Here is a 15,079-nt window from a genome sequence, read left to right as displayed (position 1 = left end):
CACGACGCCGGACAAGGGTTGGTCCTGTTTTCAGCAACATTCCTCTTTACCGATCTGTACCTGTCTTAACCGCCCCGTTGTGGGAGCGAGCTTGCTCGCGATAGCGGACTGACAGTCGACATCGTTGGCGAGTGGAAAGCAGTCATTGCGAGCAAGCTCGCTCCCACAGGGGGGGGTAAGCAAATCAATCAAGGACCAAGCGTGGGATATGCCAATCATGGACTCGGGCCTCGCTGCGGGTTATCGGGGGAACACTTCGATAAATCGTCCGAAGCAATCCGCATGCCACAAAAAAATACTTTATTAATCAGATTGTTATGATCACGACTTGATTGGTCGGGGGATATTCCCCACCCAATCCCCCCACTTTTTCGCCGGGGCCACTATTCCCCACTATTGGGGAAATTTCCCCGGGTGTTCGATCACAGCGGCGCATCCGCGGGCAACCCCTGCAAACGCCGATACTGGTTCAGCACACTGGGCACATAACGCTGGGTTTCGGCGAACGGCGGGACCACGTTGCCCCGGCTGAGCACCGCTTGCGGGCCGGCGTTATAGGCCGCCACGGCGAGCCGGATATCGTTGTCGAACATCGTCATCAGGCGCTTGAGATAGCGGGCGCCACCCTGGATGTTGGCCTTGGGGTCGTAGACATTGGTCACCCCCATTTCGCGGGCGGTGGCGGGCATCAATTGCATCAGCCCGCGAGCGCCCTTGGGTGAGGTGGCGCGGGCGTTGTAGCTCGATTCGGTCTTGATCACTGCGTGCAGCAGCGCCGCCGGCAGTTCGTTGGCCCTGGCCGCCGCCGCCACCAGCTCGGCATAGGGTTGCGCGGCGATCATCTGCGGTTGCTGATCGAGGCTGACCACCGGCGCATCGGGCTCACGAATCACCCGTACATATTGGCGTCCGGGGCGGTGGACATTGGACAGGACGTAGCCGCCATTGGCGTCCACGGAAACAAACACATCGGCCTGTGCGGCGCTGGCCAACACAAGGAAACCCAGCAATCCGGCGGTGAGTGTCTTCATTGTTATACCTCCCCTTTCCGGCCCCGAAAATTGGGGGTATTGCCCCAATGGCCAGTCGTGCACCAGCCATACGCAAGCACTGTGCCGTAAGCGAGAAGGCCCGTAGCAAGGGGGGCGCGCAAGGGTCAGCAACCGTGAGCATGGCAATTGCATGCAACTACATGGCAACTCTGCTGCCGACTGTTATGAGGTCATCATGAATCAGCGACTGTGTTATGCCCGGCGAACCCAAAGCGGGTTCACCTTGCTCGAACTGTTGGTGGTGCTGGTGGTACTGGGGCTGTTGGCCGGCATCGTGGCGCCGAAGTATTTCGCCCAACTGGGTCGCTCCGAAGTGAAAGTGGCCAAGGCGCAGATAGAAGGCTTGAGCAAGGCACTGGACCTTTACCGTCTGGAAGTTGGCCATTACCCGTCCACCGAACAGGGTTTGCAGGCGCTGGTCACCGCCCCCGCCGACGAACCGCGCTGGACCGGCCCGTACCTGCAGAAAAAACTCCCGCAAGACCCCTGGGGCCGCAACTACGCCTATCGCTATCCCGGTGAAAACAGCGAGTACGACCTGTTGTCCATGGGCAAGGACGGGCAGCCCGGTGGCGAAGGCGAGAACGCCGAAGTCACCAACTGGAACTGACGGGAATGGCGACCATGCGCTTTCATCTCAAGGCTGTCGGCAAGGCCGGTGTGGTCTCGATGACCGTCGAGGCACCGGGGCACAGCGAAGCCAGGCGCATCGCCGAAGACCAGGGCCTGCGAGTGGTCAGCCTGCACGCCGAACGACATTGGCGCGCCTTGCGCCTGCACAAGCGCGAGACGTTCAACCTGGTGTTGTTCAGCCAGGAACTGACCACCCTGCTCAACGCCGGTCTGCCGTTGATCGATGCCCTGGAAAGCCTGGCGGAAAAGGAAAACGCGCCACAGGCCCGCAAGACCTTGAACGAGTTGGTCCGCCTGCTTTACGAGGGCAAATCGTTTTCCCAGGCCTTGAGCCAGCTGTCGGCGGTTTTCCCCCCGTTGTACGTGGCGCTGGTGCAGTCCAGTGAAAAGACCGGCGCCGTGGGCGATGCCCTGGGCCGCTATGTCAGCTATCGCCAACGCATGGACGAGGTTCGCCAAAAGATCATCAGCGCTTCGATCTACCCCTTGCTGTTGCTGGTTGTGGGCGGTGGCGTGGTTTTGTTTTTGATGGGGTATGTCGTGCCGCGCTTCAGCCTGGTGTTTGAAGGACTGGGGTCGAACCTGCCCTGGATGTCGCAGATCCTGATGAGCAGCGGCATGTTCCTGCACGCCCACCAGGGTGAATTCTTCGGTGGCTTGTTGGCCATCATCGTCGCCCTCACCCTGCTCCAGCGCCAGCCGGCCTTTCGTCGGGGGCTGGACCACCTGATCGAAAAACTCCCTGCGGTGCACCAGCGCATCTTCATGTATGAACTGGCGCGCTTCTACCGTTCACTGGGGATTCTGCTGCAAGGCGGCATTCCCCTGGTCACCGCCATGGGCATGGTCCGTGGCCTGCTCACCGTCGCCTCCCGCACGCGCCTGGACCAGGCCTGCGACCGGGTGCGCGAGGGGCAATCACTCTCTGCCGCGCTGGAACTCAATCACCTGGTGACCCCCGTGTCCCTGCGCCTGCTGCGAGCCGGCGAACAGTCCGGCAACCTCGGGCAGATGATGGAGCGCAGCGCCGACTTCTACGACGAAGAAATCAGCCGCTGGATCGAATGGTTCGTGCGGCTGTTCGAACCCTTGCTCATGACCTTCATCGGTCTGTTGATCGGGGTGATCGTGATCCTGATGTACATCCCGATTTTTGAACTGGCCTCGAGCATTCACTGACTCTTTGAAACTGACCCTTTAGACGCGGGTCCAGCTGAACGCTGCACTCTTTTTCAATGTTCCCGCCGAATAAATCGGTGCGCTGAACTGTTCATCAAGTTCCCACGGGGAAAAATCAGCACATTGCACTGTTCATGAAGGTTCCAATCTGAATTACAGGACGGAGAACGACATGCTCATCAATAAGCTTTTACTGGCAGTAGCTATTGGCGCGGTTCTGTCGGCGTCTACCGTATTGATTCCGGACAGTCTGTCTGGAGTTTCCAGCGCTCAGGCCAAGGATGGGGGTAGTGGTGGCGGTGGTGGCGGTGGTGGCGGTGGTGGCGGTGGCGGAAGTGGTGGTGGCGGCAGTCACGGTGGTGGCGGCGGCGGTGGTAGCGGTGGTGGCGGCGGCAGTCATGGTGGAAGCGGCAGTGGTGGCAACAGCGGCAGCGGCCACAGTGGCGACCATGGCAGCAACAGTGGCCATGGCAGTGCCAACAGCGGTTCGAGCCACTCCGGATCGGTCTCGTCCTCAGGACGCAGCGGCACCCATGATGAACCTGGGGACGACCATGGCGTTCATCGGTCCGGTGAAGTCGGCGACGATCATGGCGTTCATGCCAATGGCGAGCCCGGCGATGACCGTGGTGTCCATGCCAATGGCGAGCCCGGTGATGACCGTGGTGTCCATGCCGAGCCCGGTGATGACAAAAGGAGCTGATTCCCACTGATTCCCACACAACACAAAACCCTGTGGGAGCGAGCTTGCTCGCGATGGCGGAGTGTCAGACGACTTCAATGTTGGATGACACGACGCCATCGCGAGCAAGCTCGCTCCCACAGGTTTGTTTGAGTCGGGCACTGCGCACTTCTACAAGCCACCTTCAACCCGATCCAGCCGTTCGCGCAAGAACTCAACCAGCGCCTGCACCGGCCGCGAACTTTGCCGGTGTTGCGGATAGACCGCCGACAACGTCAGCGGCTCCGGCCGAAAATCCTCCAGCACTTCCACCAGCCGTCCATCCTTCAACGCCGAGCCGACAATGAACGTCGGCAAATACGTGATCCCCAGCCCGGCAATCGCCGCGTCCTTGAGCAATTCACCGTTGTTGACCCGCATCCGCCCGCTGACATTGACGCTCAATGGCTTGCCCTGCCCTGCAAACCGCCATTGCACCTGTCGACCATGGCCGTACGGCAGGCAGTCGTGACCGTGCAAATCTTCAGGCTTGAGCGGTGTGCCGCGTTCGGTCAGGTACGCCGGGCTTGCGCAGTACACCCGCTCAATGGAGGCAATGCGTCGGGCGATCAGTGTCGAGTCTTCCAGTGTGCCGATGCGCAGCGCCAGGTCGTAGCCCTCACCGAGCAAATCCACGGGACGATCGCTCAAATCCATCTCCACCGTCACGTCGCGATAGCGCTGCAAAAACACCGGCAACAGGCAGCCCAGATGCGCCAGCGCGAACGACAGCGGCGCACTCACACGAATGGTCCCCCGTGGCTCGGTGGTCTGGCCGGCGATGCCCTGCTCCACTTGTTCGACTTCGCTGAGCAGGCGCAAGGCTGACTCGTAATAGCTCTGCCCCAGCGGCGTGACATCCAGGCGCCGGGTCGAACGATTGAGCAAGCGCACGCCCAGGCGCTCTTCGAGTTGCATCAAGCGGCGGCTGACAAACTGCTTGGACAGCCCCAGTTGATCGGCGGCCGCCGTGAAGCTGCCGGAGTCCATGACCTGGCAAAAAATACGCATATCTTCGAATGGGTTCATTGTCACTTCCCGGTTGACAGTCAAACACTTTATAGCCGCTTGTTCCCTTTCAGGCACACCATTAATCTTCGTTCACCGCACTGAAATCACCTTCCCCGAAGGATCTGCGATCTGTTTGCCTCAAGCATTTAAATGGAGTTTCCCCATGTCCTTGCTCCTTGAGCATTTGCTTTCCCTGAGTGCACTGCTGTTGGTAATCGACGCCCTGCTGTGGCACCTCGCGCCGTTCAAGCATCGCGTCAGCCGGGTCGGTGTGCGCCTGGCGCTGTTTGTGCTGTTCAGCGCGGTGCTCATCAACGCCGGCGTCAGCCCGTTGCAGGCGCCGTTGTTTGCCGATGATCGCGTGGCACAACTGGGGGCCACGGCCCTGGGGATTCTCTGGTGGCTGTACGTCGCGCGGGTGCTGACCGAAGTGATCGGCCTGGCCCTGATGCGGCGCATCGGCCATAGCGGCCGGCTGTTGCAGGATGTCATCGGTGCACTGGTGTTCCTGATTGCCGTGGTGGCCGCCGCCGGCTACGTGCTGGAGCTGCCGGTGAAAGGTTTGCTGGCGACCTCCGGCGTCGTCGCCATCGTGGTGGGTCTGGCATTGCAGAGCACCTTGAGCGACGTGTTCTCCGGCATCGTGCTCAATACCACCAAGCCGTATCAGGTCGATGACCGGGTTTCCATCGACGGTATTGAAGGCAAGGTGCTGGACATCGACTGGCGCGCCACCCACCTGCTGACCAGCGCCGGCAGCACCGCTGTAGTGCCGAACTCGGTGGCGGCCAAGGCAAAGATCGTCAATCTCAGCCGCCCGTTCAATATGCACGGCGTGTCGATCAGCATTCAGGTGCCCAACCACATCCGCCCGCGTCGGGTACTCGATGCCCTGGACCGCACCCTTCAGGGCAGTAGCAGCCTGCTGCTCGATCCGGCGCCGAAAGCCGTGCTCAAGGAGGCCGGCGAAACCATGTCCGAATACGTGGCCAGCGGCTTCATCGCCGAATTGGGCAAAAAGGGTGAAGTACGCAATCAACTGTTCGACCTGGCCCATCGGCACCTCGAAGCGGCAGGCATTTCCCGGCAACCCGATGGCGTGATCGAGCCGTCGACCCGCGCACGGGCCTTGCTCGATGAAGTGAAAATATTCCGCTCCCTGAGCGCCGAGGAACGGGATCACCTGGCCCAGAACATGGTGGCGCAGCAATACGCGGCCGGTGAGGTGGTGCTGGATCTGGATGAAGTACCGGACAGCCTGTTCGTCATCGCCACCGGCGTGGTCAGCGCCACCGTCCCCAACGGCAGCACGCAGATCGAAGCCGGGCGCATGGGGCCGAGTGAAGTCATGGGCGAACAAAGCATCCTCGCCGACACGCCGTCCCAGGCACGGTTCACCGCCATGACCTCAAGCATCATCTACCGCCTCGACAAATCACTGACCCGCAACTGCATGGCGCAACGACGGGAAGTCGACCGGGCGTTGAACAAGCTGCAGGCGGTGCGCCAGCAGAACAGCCGGATGGCGTTGATGGCCAAACCGGTAGCGGTCAGGAAAGGTGGGTTTTTGAGTTGGTTGCAGAGTCGCTGATCCAAGGTTCACACAAAACCTTGTGGGAGCGGGCTTGCTCGCGAAAGCGGTGTGTCAGGCAACATTGCTGTGACTGATACTCCGTCTTCGCGAGCAAGCCCGCTCCCACAGGTTTTGCGATTATTGGGCAGTAAATTTGGTGTAGCTGTTGATCAGGTTGCGATAGTTCGGCAGGCGTTCGGACAGCAGGTTGGCCAGGCCTTCCATGTCGTTGCGCCAGTCGCCTTGCAGCTCGCAGGCCACGGAGAACCAGTTCAGCAGTTGTGCACCGGCGGCCGACATGCGCGCCCAGGCCGCTTGTTGCACGGTGGTGTTGAAGGTGCCGGAAGCGTCGGTCACCACAAACACCTCAAAGCCTTCGGCAATGGCTGACAGTGTCGGGAACGCCACGCACACGTCGGTCACCACACCGGCAATGATCAGTTGCTTGCGACCGGTGGCCTTGATCGCCTTGACGAAGTCTTCGTTGTCCCAGGCGTTGATCTGGCCCGGGCGTGCAATGAACGGTGCGTCCGGGAACTGCGCCTTGAGTTCCGGCACGATCGGACCGTTCGGACCGCTGTCGAAACTGGTGGTGAGGATGGTCGGCAGTTTGAAGAACTTGGCGATGTCGCCCAGCGCCAGCACGTTGTTCTTGAACTCGTTGGGCGAGAAATCCTGTACCAGCGAGATCAGACCGGTCTGGTGGTCGACCAGCAATACCACAGCATCGTCTTTGTTCAGGCGTTTGTAGGGAACGTTGCTCATTGGAAACTCCTTGGTGGATGGTTGTTGCAGTCAGCGCCGACCTGTTGGGCCGGCGCTTTTTTAAAAGAGTCAGAAGGCAAAACACGAGCAGCCAAAGGCGCCCCAGAAACCGGCGAAATCGCTGACCGGCGCGTTCGACAGACGCGCCCGTTCATGACTGTGGGAATGCACCGCGCACGGGCCGCTGCAATGGTGAACCTGGGCCTGCATCGGCGAAGTCGGGCGCCAGTGGCCCGGCACCTTCACCACCGGCGACCAGTCCGGCAGCACCGGCACGCTGGCCGGCCCGAGCTTCTCGAAGTCACCGGCGCCGTACACCACCTTGCCGCCGACCACGGTCAATACCGACTCGATCCACTTGATCGCCTCTTCATCGACGCTGAAAAAATCTGCACTGAGGGCCGCGACGTCAGCCAGTTGCCCGACCTTGATCTGGCCCTTCTTGCCTTGCTCCGAGGAGAACCAGGCGCTGCCGTGGGTGAACAGTTCCAGCGCCGTCAGGCGTGAAAGGCCTTCGGCGTGCAATTCCATACCTCCGACGGTGCGACCGCTGACCATCCAGTACAGCGAGGTCCACGGGTTGTAGCTCGACACCCGCGTGGCGTCGGTACCGGCACCCACCGGTACGCCTTCGGCCAGCATGCGTTTGATCGGTGGCGTGGCTTCGGCCGCTTTCGCGCCGTAACGCTCGACGAAATATTCACCCTGGAACGCCATGCGATCCTGAATCGCGATGCCGCCACCCAGCGCCCGCACCCGCTCGATGTTCTGCGGGGTGATGGTTTCGGCGTGGTCGAAAAACCACGGCAAGCCGTTGAACGGAATGTCGCGATTAACCTTCTCGAACACATCGAGCATGCGGCTGATGGATTCGTTGTAGGTGGCGTGCAAACGGAACGGCCAGCGTTGCTCGACCAGATGGCGCACCACCGGCTCCAGTTCGGCTTCCATGGTTTGCGGCAGGTCCGGGCGCGGTTCGAGGAAGTCTTCGAAGTCCGCCGCCGAGAACACCAGCATTTCCCCGGCGCCGTTGTGCCGCAGGAAATCATCGCCCTGGTGCAGCTTCACGCTGCCGGTCCAGTTCTTGAAGTCGGTCAACTCTTCCTTGGGCTTCTGGGTGAACAGGTTGTAGGCGATGCGCACGGTCAGTTGCTCGTCCTTCGCCAACTGCTCGATCACCTGGTAATCGTCCGGGTAATTCTGGAAACCGCCGCCGGCATCGATGGCACTGGTCAGGCCCAGGCGATTGAGTTCGCGCATGAACTGACGGGTCGAGTTGACCTGATACTCCAACGGCAGCTTCGGCCCCTTGGCCAGGGTCGAGTACAGAATCATCGCATTGGGCCGCGCCACCAGCATGCCGGTCGGCTCGCCATTGGCGTCACGCACGATCTCGCCACCCGGCGGGTTCGGCGTGTCGCGGGTGTACCCGGCGACGCGTAACGCGGCGCGGTTGAGCAAGGCGCGGTCGTACAGGTGCAGCACGAAAACCGGCGTGTCTGGCGCCGCCTGATTGAGCTCCGCCAGGGTCGGCATGCGCTTCTCAGCGAACTGGAATTCGTTCCAGCCACCGACCACCCGCACCCACTGCGGGGTCGGCGTGCGGTCGGCCTGCTCTTTGAGCATGCGTAAGGCATCGGCCAATGACGGCACACCTTCCCAACGCAGTTCCAGGTTGTAGTTCAAGCCGCCACGGATCAAGTGCAAGTGTGAGTCGTTGAGCCCAGGGATCACGCAACGTCCTTTGAGGTCGATCACCTGGGTGTTCGAGCCCCGCAGGGCCATGGCTTCGGCATCGTTGCCGACTACGACAAAACGCCCGTCGCTGATCGCCACGGCGCTGGCGAGCGGTTTTTCGCGGTCAACGGTATGGAATTGACCATTGAACAGAATCAGATCGGCGTTCATCACGGTTCCTCGTGCAATGTGGCGGGAGACAGCCAGGGCGCGAACAGACGCGTCGCCATGGGCATGAAGATGTAAACCACCGACAGCACGATGGTCAGGGTGATCAGAAACGTGGCCACCACGTAATTGGAGAGCAAGGCGTTGAGCCGCAACAACGGCCCCCATAGCAGCGGCACCAGCAAGGTGTGCGGCAGGATCACCAGCAGCGTCACCACGGCCTGCTTCCAGCGCGGCGGTGGCGTACTGGCCTCGGCCTGGGGCGAGAACCAGAACTCGTTGACCGGATTGATTTCGGTCTGGTCGCCATCGGCCAGCATCGGCGCGGCTTCATCGACCAGTTCCTGGCGTTGCGGTGAATCGAGCCAGCGCTGCATCGCCTCGGTCGAACAAAAGCGCAGCACGCAGGTGTAGGTGTCGAGGCCGGCATTCTTGCCACGCACCACATCCACGCCCAAGTGCCCGACGTTCTGCGCGGCCACCTTGACGATGTTGCGCAGCCAGGCGGCATAAGGCACTTCGAAACCGGCCTTGACCCGATGCTTGACGATCAGGGTCACCACCTCATCAGGCCCCGGACTTGCCGGCTCACGGCGATTGGATTCAGACATAACGCAAGGCTCCGGCGAAACGGACATTGAGTGCCAGGCGTCCCGGCCCGGCGATGAAAATGCTGGTGAACACGATCAGCAACAGCCAGCCGAACTGGCCTTCGAAGAGCGTCCACTGCGGATGCACGATCAACATCGACACCCACAGCAAAAACAGAATAGGCAAACACGCCAGACGCGCCAGCAACCCGGCGACGATCAGCAGCGGGCACACGACCTCGGCGAAAATCGCCAGCATCAGCGTCAGATTCGTGCCCAGGTGGAAAGGGTCTTCGATGCTTTGCAGTTCGGCACTGTAGTGAAGCAACTTGGGCAAGCCATGTACCCACAACAGGAACAACCCGCCGCTGACCCGCAGGAACAGCAGCCCCCAGTCTTGCGCCCGATCATCACTTCGCGAAGTGTCCATGGCCTACCCGCACAAATGAAAAACCACCGGCGTCGATGCGCCGGGACAGGATTCGATAGTGCCGGGGCGGTGGAAGGAAAAATTGAATGTACGTGCTCTGTTTGCGTGAAGACCGAGATCGACCAAACGACATAGAACCCTGTGGGAGCGAGCTCGCTCGCGAAAAACGTCTGGACAACACGATCAATCAGGCAGCACGCGTTATCGTTGACGTCCATCGCGAGCAAGCTCGCTCCTACAGGGTTACTCGTTGCTTGCTGCTACTGGACTAGTCTTGCGGGTCGAGATTATCCAGCGCCCGGTTCACCGCCAGCTCACCCAACATGATGATCTGCGCAATCCCCAGCAGCGCATTGCGATGAGGGCTTTGCAGAAACCCCGCAAGGTCACTGGCCATGATGCTGGCCGAGGCCAGGGATTCGCAGGCGTGGGCCAAGAGGGTTTCGGTGTTGATGTCGGGGGCGATGAGAAACATCGTGCTGGGATTGTGTGGTGGTGCCGGGGCTTTCGGGGGATTGGGGGTGGGTTTGAACATGGTCAAGCTCCTTGATCAATGGAGCCGCCACAAGTCGCTGCTAAACGAATTGGGTGGCGGCTGTACGCGGGTTAGCAGACCAGGGATCAAGGAACCCGGCGCACCGAAGTGCCCCACGCACAGCCACCAAATTGCAGATCGAACTGATCTGAAGGTGACACTGGCGAGCCTTGAAATTTACCGAGCTGCTAAACCCGATCGCTGAATGGGCAGCGACGTGGAGAACGATAGAGATCAGGGCCAAGACTCACAAGCCGGCGGATTCTGGCGTAGTTGTAGGCAACGACGCAAGGCGGTGTGGCTTTCAGGAATAAAGGCTGACGGCTTTTAAACAGGGCTGTCAGAACACTGCACATTCCCTGTGGGAGCGAGCTTGCTCGCGATGGCGGCATTACATCCGGCATTGATGTTGACTGATACACCGCTATCGCGAGCAAGCTCGCTCCTACAGTGGATCAGCGTATGTCTGTGAGAGATTGGTCGGCTGTCAGGCCGCCTTCGCGGGCAAGCCCGCTCCCACAGGTGCTGAGTACATCTGCAAGTGATTGAGCGGCTGTCAGGTCGCCTTCGCGAGCAAGCTCGCTCCCACAATTTGATCGGTGTACATCAGCAAGAAATTGATTGGCTGGCAGGCCGCCTTCGCGGGCAAGCCCGCTCCCACAGGTGCTGAGTACACCTGCAAGTGATTGGGCGGCTGTCAGGTCGCCTTCGCGAGCAAGCTCGCTCCCACAATTTGATCGGTGTACATCAGCAAGAAATTGATTGGCTGGCAGGCCGCCTTCGCGGGCAAGCCCGCTCCCACAGCTGCTGAGTACATCTGCAAGTAATTGGGCGGCTGTCAGGTCGCCTTCGCGAGCAAGCTCGCTCCCACAATTTGATCGGTGTACATCAGCAAGAAATTGATTGGCTGGCAGGCCGCCTTCGCGGGCAAGCCCGCTCCCACAGGTGCTGAGTACACCTGCAAGTGATTGGGCGGCTGTCAGGTCGCCTTCGCGAGCAAGCTCGCTCCCACAATTTGATCGGTGTGCATCAGCAAGTGATTGGTCGGCTGGCAGGCCGCCTTCGCGAGCAGGCTCGCTCCTACAGTTGGGCTGGGTACACTTGAAAGAAATTGGTCGGCTGGCAGGCCACCATCGCGAGCAAGCTCGCACCCACAGAAGAGCAAAAAGCAGAGCATCCCGCACCACCGCGTCGCTTCTCACCACTCATCAGGCCGAGCGTTAGCTCGCCTGCAGCTTTTGATCTTGATCCACCCGCCCCCTCGGCAGGCTGAGCGGAGGTGTTCATCCGGGGATTGGCGCGCAGCGCCGTTCGACGCAGTCGAACTCATTGCATGTAGGTCGAAGCGAAGCCGACCGGAGGGCAATGCCCCCGGATGAATACCGGAGCGAAGGAACCCCGAGCCCAAGCGAGGGGCCGTACGTAAGGGGCGAGACCTTTTGGTTCCTTTTGGGGCGTTTGCCAAAAGGGACTCGCCGTAAGGGCGAAACCACCAGCCGCCGTTACCGAAGAAACGGATATGTACTCAATCAACCAAGAACCTGGTCGGCCCAGAGGCCGCCAAGGTCAACACCTATGAAACATCCAAAGCCACAGACATGAACTGACCGATCCGCGACCGCAACCACCGCTCCGCCGGATCATTGTCATGCACCCCGCTCCAGGCCATCGACAACTGCGCCGCCTCAATCTCGAACGGCGGATCCTCAGCGCGCAAGCCACAGCCCTCGACCAACGCACACGCCGCATAATCCGGCACAGTGGCAATCATCTCGGTCCCGGCGAGCAACGCCCGCAATCCACTGAACTGCGGCACCCCCAGCACCACACGACGACTACGCCCGACCTTCGCCAGATCCAGGTCGATGTTGCCACTCAGGTCGCCGGAAAAAGACACCATCGCATGGGGCCGCTCGCAGTACTCATCCAGGGTCAGCGTCCCCGGCCGGGTGTCGCCGCGCAGCACTTTGCAGGGGATATCGCGCAGCTTCTTGCGCTTGGCATTGGCCGGCAGATCCGTGGTGTAGCTCACGCCCACCGAAATTTCCCCCGACGCCAACAGCACTGGCATCAACAGGTAATTGGCTCGCCGCACGACCACGACGATGCCCGGTGCTTCCTCTTGCAACTGACGCAGCAACGGTGGAAACAAACCGAACTCGGCATCGTCCGACAACCCGATGCGAAACACATCGCAACTGGTCGCAGGATCGAGTTCCTTGGCCCGGCTGACCGCACCGGAGATGGTGTCCATCGCTGGCTGCAATTCCTTGAGAATCGCCAATGCGCGCGCCGTCGGTTCCATGCCGCGTCCGTTGCGCAGCAGCAACGGATCGTCGAACAGATCGCGCAAACGCCCCAGCGCGGCGCTCACCGCCGGTTGGCCCATGAACAGTTTTTCCGCGACTCGGGTCAGGTTCTTTTCGAACATCAGGGCCTCGAAAATCACCAGCAGGTTCATGTCGACGCGACGCAGATCGTTACGGTTCATAGGCACGGGTTCCTTATGTGTGTTCGGCCGGGCGCGAGGATGAGAATTGTGTCTGACTTTACCCAAGACTTCCCGCGGTGAGCGAGAAATTAACAACGATTAACTCGTAAGCCAGAGCCTTCGGGTCCAAGAATGAAGCCTACCGACACGGACATTCGCCATGGCTCACGTTCAGCAAAATGCCGCCCCCGCGTCATTCACGCCGGTGCCAAAGAAAAACACCGGCGGCCTCAGCCCGCAGCGCGAAAAGCTGGTCAAACAACTGATCCTCGAACGCTTGGGCGACAGCCTGGAAGTCACCGAACTGGCGCAGGCCTGCGCCCTGTCGCGCAGTCACTTCTCCCGCGCGTTCAAGTGCAGCACCGGCCTCTCGCCACAGGACTGGATTCGCCAGCAGCGCATTGCCCTGGCCAAGCAATTGATCCAGCACACCAACCTCAGCCTCACGCAGATCAGCCTCGAATGCGGCTTCTGCGATCAGGCGCACTTCTGCCACATCTTCACCCGCAGCGAAGGCATCAATCCGTTTGCCTGGCGCTGTCAGTTTGTCCGTGGCATCGTCCACAATGGCAAAAGATCGCAGCCTTCGGCAGCGCCTACGGGTATGCAGGTTACCGTGTAGGCGCTGGCGAAACCTGCGATCCCTTGATCCGGCTTTTTAACCTTTCAAGAACGCCAACAGGTCAGCGTTGAGCTGATCCTTATGGGTGTCCGTCAAACCGTGAGGGGCGCCCGGGTAAATCTTCAGGGTCGAGCCCTTTACCAGTTTGGCGCAGGAGACGCCCGCCGCTTCATACGGCACGACCTGATCCGCGTCGCCATGCACCACCAGCGTCGGCACGTCGAACTTCTGCAAGTCTTCGGTGAAGTCGGTTTCCGAGAACGCCTTGATGCAGTCATAGGCGTTCTTGTGGCCGGCCATCATGCCCTGCATCCAGAACCAGTCGATCATGCCCCGGGACGGTTTCGCGTCAGGCTTGTTGAAGCCGAAGAACGGGCCGCTGGCGAGGTCAATGTACAGCTGCGAGCGATCGACCAGCGAGGCCTGGCGGATGCCGTCGAACACTTCCAGCGGCAGGCCGCCGGGGTTGGCTTCGGTCTTGAGCATCAGCGGTGGCACCGCGGAAATCAGCCCGGCCTTGGCCACGCGGCCGGTGCCGTGGCGACCGATGTAACGCGCCACCTCGCCACCGCCGGTGGAGAAGCCGAACAGCACGGCGTTTTGCAGGTCGAGCAGCTCGATCAACTGTGCCAGATCGTCGGCGTAATGGTCCATGTCATTGCCCGACCACGGCTGGCTGGAACGCCCATGACCGCGACGGTCGTGGGCGATGACCCGATAGCCCTTGGAGGCCAGGAAGATCATCTGCGATTCCCAGCTGTCGGCGTTCAGTGGCCAGCCGTGACTGAAGACAATCGGCTGACCGGTGCCCCAGTCCTTGTAGTAAATCTCGACGCCATCGCGGGTAGTGAAAGTGCTCATGGGTGATGCCTCCTTAACGAGGATTGGGGGTGAATCAAACGGGTCAGTGGCGCAGGCGATCGGCCAGGCGCGCCACTCGCTCGCCCAGGTGCGCGGCTGTGCAGCGATCCTCGGGCGGAGGGGCATCGTCGGGGGATTGCTCGACATTCGACTGGGCCATGGCGCCCAGTGAGCTGCCCAGGCGATTGAGTTGGCCGTTGAACGCGCCGGTGCTGGAGCGTGCCGGCAGCAGGTCGAGGCCGACCCAGATCATCGAGTGCTGGGCGGCGAACACCGTCATTTGCAGCAAGGTGTTGAGCTTGTCGCCGCACAGGCTGCCGGAGTTGGTGAAGCCCGCCGCGAGTTTGTCGCGCCAGGGCTGGGTCAGGTAGAACGCCGCCGTGGCCTCCATGAACGCCTTGAAGGCCGCCGAGGCGCTGCCCATGTAGGTCGGCGCGCCGAAAATGATGGCGTCGGCGTAGTGCAGCCGCTCCCAGTGCTCGTCTACCTCTTCGACCGGGATCAACTGGCAGGTGCTGCCAAGGTGCCGTTCCACGCCACCGGCCACGGCTTCGGCCATGACCCGGGTGTGCCCGTAGCCACTGTGATAGACCACCACCACGTTGCTCATTGGTTTGTCCTTGAGAGGGGTTGAAATCCCTTGTAGGAGCGAGCTTGCTCGCGATGGAGTATCAGTCGACACCCATGTGGCTGACACACCATCGCGAGCAA

At 60.9% G+C, this 15,079-nt stretch carries 15 protein-coding genes; 5 read left to right on the top strand and 10 right to left on the bottom strand.

Features of this window, described 5'->3' with window-relative positions:
• Positions 1–422: 422 nt before the first annotated feature.
• The gene (locus PspS34_RS10335) at positions 423–1,031 is read right to left on the bottom strand and encodes a transglycosylase SLT domain-containing protein (RefSeq protein WP_159389663.1); all 609 of its coding nucleotides are present in this window, start codon (positions 1,029–1,031) and stop codon (positions 423–425) included.
• Positions 1,032–1,227: 196 nt separating this feature from the next.
• Here PspS34_RS10335 and gspG point away from each other — a divergent pair, with 196 nt between their 5' ends.
• The 3 genes from gspG (at position 1,228) to PspS34_RS28790 (ending at position 3,567) form a co-directional block, all read left to right on the top strand.
• A complete protein-coding gene (gene gspG / locus PspS34_RS10330) occupies positions 1,228–1,662 on the top strand; it encodes a type II secretion system major pseudopilin GspG (RefSeq protein WP_057715501.1) in 435 nt (144 codons plus the stop codon).
• A 14-nt stretch (positions 1,663–1,676) separates the two neighbouring features.
• Positions 1,677–2,864 (top strand): type II secretion system F family protein, encoded by a 1,188-nt coding sequence (locus tag PspS34_RS10325; RefSeq protein WP_154862394.1) that lies wholly within the window; start codon positions 1,677–1,679, stop codon positions 2,862–2,864.
• A 172-nt stretch (positions 2,865–3,036) separates the two neighbouring features.
• Positions 3,037–3,567: a hypothetical protein gene (locus PspS34_RS28790; RefSeq protein ID WP_159389662.1), complete on the top strand. Its 531-nt coding sequence runs from the start codon at positions 3,037–3,039 to the stop codon at positions 3,565–3,567.
• A 150-nt stretch (positions 3,568–3,717) separates the two neighbouring features.
• On the opposite strand, the gene PspS34_RS10315 is transcribed toward PspS34_RS28790, so the two are convergent.
• Complete coding sequence (locus PspS34_RS10315; RefSeq protein ID WP_154862393.1) at positions 3,718–4,614, bottom strand: LysR family transcriptional regulator; 897 nt, start codon at positions 4,612–4,614, stop codon at positions 3,718–3,720.
• A 145-nt stretch (positions 4,615–4,759) separates the two neighbouring features.
• On the opposite strand from PspS34_RS10315, the gene PspS34_RS10310 reads away from it, so the two are divergent.
• On the top strand, positions 4,760–6,187 hold the full coding sequence (locus PspS34_RS10310) for a mechanosensitive ion channel family protein (RefSeq protein WP_057715504.1): 1,428 nt from the start codon (positions 4,760–4,762) through the stop codon (positions 6,185–6,187).
• 120 nt (positions 6,188–6,307) lie between these two features.
• Here PspS34_RS10310 and ycaC read toward each other — a convergent pair whose 3' ends face one another.
• The 6 genes from ycaC to PspS34_RS10280 form a co-directional block, all read right to left on the bottom strand.
• Entirely contained in the window at positions 6,308–6,934 is a 627-nt protein-coding gene (gene ycaC / locus PspS34_RS10305; RefSeq protein ID WP_102672891.1) for an isochorismate family cysteine hydrolase YcaC, read from the bottom strand.
• Between the two features lie 69 nt (positions 6,935–7,003).
• Entirely contained in the window at positions 7,004–8,842 is a 1,839-nt protein-coding gene (locus tag PspS34_RS10300) for an amidohydrolase (RefSeq protein ID WP_057715505.1), read from the bottom strand.
• On the bottom strand, positions 8,842–9,450 hold the full coding sequence (locus tag PspS34_RS10295; protein ID WP_090454696.1) for an antibiotic biosynthesis monooxygenase: 609 nt from the start codon (positions 9,448–9,450) through the stop codon (positions 8,842–8,844). The genes PspS34_RS10300 and PspS34_RS10295 overlap by 1 nt, the downstream gene beginning before the upstream one ends.
• Positions 9,443–9,859: a DoxX family protein gene (locus PspS34_RS10290; RefSeq protein ID WP_090454694.1), complete on the bottom strand. Its 417-nt coding sequence runs from the start codon at positions 9,857–9,859 to the stop codon at positions 9,443–9,445. The genes PspS34_RS10295 and PspS34_RS10290 overlap by 8 nt, the downstream gene beginning before the upstream one ends.
• 268 nt (positions 9,860–10,127) lie before the next feature.
• A complete protein-coding gene (locus PspS34_RS10285) occupies positions 10,128–10,394 on the bottom strand; it encodes a DUF6124 family protein (protein ID WP_090454692.1) in 267 nt (88 codons plus the stop codon).
• A gap of 1,573 nt (positions 10,395–11,967) precedes the next feature.
• Complete coding sequence (locus PspS34_RS10280) at positions 11,968–12,885, bottom strand: LysR family transcriptional regulator (RefSeq protein WP_159389661.1); 918 nt, start codon at positions 12,883–12,885, stop codon at positions 11,968–11,970.
• Between the two features lie 160 nt (positions 12,886–13,045).
• On the opposite strand from PspS34_RS10280, the gene PspS34_RS10275 reads away from it, so the two are divergent.
• Positions 13,046–13,507, top strand: coding sequence for an AraC family transcriptional regulator (locus PspS34_RS10275; RefSeq protein ID WP_159389660.1), 462 nt, complete (start codon positions 13,046–13,048; stop codon positions 13,505–13,507).
• 36 nt (positions 13,508–13,543) lie between these two features.
• On the opposite strand, the gene PspS34_RS10270 is transcribed toward PspS34_RS10275, so the two are convergent.
• A complete protein-coding gene (locus PspS34_RS10270; RefSeq protein WP_159389659.1) occupies positions 13,544–14,368 on the bottom strand; it encodes an alpha/beta hydrolase in 825 nt (274 codons plus the stop codon).
• 43 nt (positions 14,369–14,411) lie between these two features.
• Positions 14,412–14,978: a flavodoxin family protein gene (locus PspS34_RS10265; protein WP_150814710.1), complete on the bottom strand. Its 567-nt coding sequence runs from the start codon at positions 14,976–14,978 to the stop codon at positions 14,412–14,414.
• Positions 14,979–15,079: the final 101 nt, after the last annotated feature.

It is taken from the genome of Pseudomonas sp. S34 (genome assembly GCF_009866745.1).
Taxonomy (GTDB): domain Bacteria; phylum Pseudomonadota; class Gammaproteobacteria; order Pseudomonadales; family Pseudomonadaceae; genus Aquipseudomonas; species Aquipseudomonas jessenii.
Note: the sequence above shows the minus strand (reverse complement) of the source record. Positions and strands in the feature narration are given on the sequence as shown.